Here is a 1,713-nt window from a genome sequence, read left to right as displayed (position 1 = left end):
GGACAACGCTTCGATGTCCTCAAATCCGGGAAGAGGCAGGGCAGGGTGAGCTATATGGCCCCATGGTGTCATCAACAACTCTTAGCCCCCGATCGCTTTGAGGGTTGTTGTAATCGGACAGTGTTTGAGTTGTGGTTGGAGTTCATCTTAATTCCAACACTGAAGCCAGGTCAGACTCTAGTGCTAGACAATGCAACGTTTCATAAAGGGGGACGGATTCCTGAGCTAGTGGAGGCGGCTCAATGCCGTTTGCTCTATCTACCACCTTATTCGCCAGACCTCAACAAGATAGAGAAATGTTGGTCGTGGTTGAAAGCCCGCATTCGCCATTGCACGTGAGCAGTTTGATTCTCTCGATGATGCCATGGATTCCGTTCTCAAGGCTGCGTCCTAACCACCTTGACTAATGCTATAAATTAGGTCCAAATCAACACATTATGTTAGTGGTTGACCAAGCCGGATGGCATATCAGTAAGAATCTGAAAGTACCCGAAGGACTGCATTTAATGTTTCTACCGTCCCATTCCCCGGAACTGCAACCGGCGGAAAGACTGTGGCCTCTGGTAGATGAACCCATTGCCAATCGCTCATTTGAGAATCTTGAGCAGCTAGAGGAACTCTTGTGTGCTCGCTGCCGAAGTTTGTGGAAACAGCGCGAATTAATTAGAGGCTTGACGAGTTTTCATTGGTGGCCTCAAATCGAGACTTTACTATAATTGATTATCCGGACTTGATATCATGGATGGTTGGCAGTGGTCTCGTTTGCGGTGTCAGGTTACACCTCGGAGCCTTCCGTTCCCCGCTTCAATCTGACGGGTTATGATTCCTGAAACTGGGGGTGGCTATCGGCGTTACCCTCTGCTCCCTGATTTTCAGTTCGCTTATGACCTTGGGTTCCCTGTCTTATTTGGATTTTCTCCAAACGTCGGGACATATAAACAGTTATGGGGATGGTCAGGAGTACGCTCCTTATATCCAGATTCGGGGCTGGGATCCCCTCCAGGTAGTTATTTAAGGCATCTCAGCCCTATTTCATACCTGAACATCTCGCACTCATAAATTGAACATAGTAGCCGTCTGCACGACGAATAAGCCTAACCCGTTTGATTTGTTCAACCTGGTAGAAATGTAAATCCCATGTTCCTTTGAGTTTAAGCTGACATATCCCTTTTTTGTCGGTAAAGGTTATTCGCTTGCGAGTCTCTGATAACTTCCACCCAGAAGTCTTGTATTCAACAGAACGGCAGTTCTTTTTGAACTTTGGATAGCCTTTCTTCCAGGGAATGGCTTTCCGGCAGTTCTCGTAGAACCGCGAAATTGCCGAATAGGCTCTTTCAATGGACGCTTGACAGGCGCTGGAGTTTAAGTCGCGAGCAAAAGGAAATTCATCTCGAGCGTGTTTTGCGCTAGGCGATACAAATCCTTCTGCCCAATTCCCGAATTATCCATCCAGAAACGGACGGCTTTATTGCGGATGAACTGAGCCGTTCGGATGGCCTCATCAATGGCACTGTATTGAGTTGACTTGCCTTTAGCTTTAAACTCCAGTACAATCATTTACGTCAGATAGTTATTAGGGGTCGAGATAGACCTCACGGTCTACCCCTCCCATTCAGAACCGGACTTGAGACTTTCACCTCATCCGGCTCCTAGTCTGATTGTGTTATGGTCGAAAGAGAAGTCACCTTCCCCAACTCCAATTCCAAACCGTGC

General features: G+C 47.5%; 3 pseudogenes. 2 read left to right on the top strand and 1 reads right to left on the bottom strand.

The window, feature by feature from the left end:
- Nucleotides 1–394 (top strand): annotated as a pseudogene (locus P5674_RS24450) (IS630 family transposase); the annotation flags it as partial.
- Nucleotides 395–410: 16 nt separating this feature from the next.
- Nucleotides 411–716 (top strand): annotated as a pseudogene (locus P5674_RS24445) (transposase); the annotation flags it as partial.
- Nucleotides 717–1,057: 341 nt separating this feature from the next.
- Here P5674_RS24445 and P5674_RS24440 read toward each other — a convergent pair.
- Nucleotides 1,058–1,557, bottom strand: a pseudogene (locus tag P5674_RS24440) (RNA-guided endonuclease TnpB family protein); the annotation flags it as partial.
- Nucleotides 1,558–1,713: the final 156 nt, after the last annotated feature.

Origin of the sequence: Limnospira sp. PMC 289.06 (genome assembly GCF_032350395.1) — a bacterium.
GTDB classification, from domain to species: domain Bacteria; phylum Cyanobacteriota; class Cyanobacteriia; order Cyanobacteriales; family Microcoleaceae; genus Limnospira; species Limnospira platensis.
The sequence above is the reverse complement of the archived record's forward strand: the minus strand, read 5'-3'. Positions and strand labels throughout refer to the sequence as shown.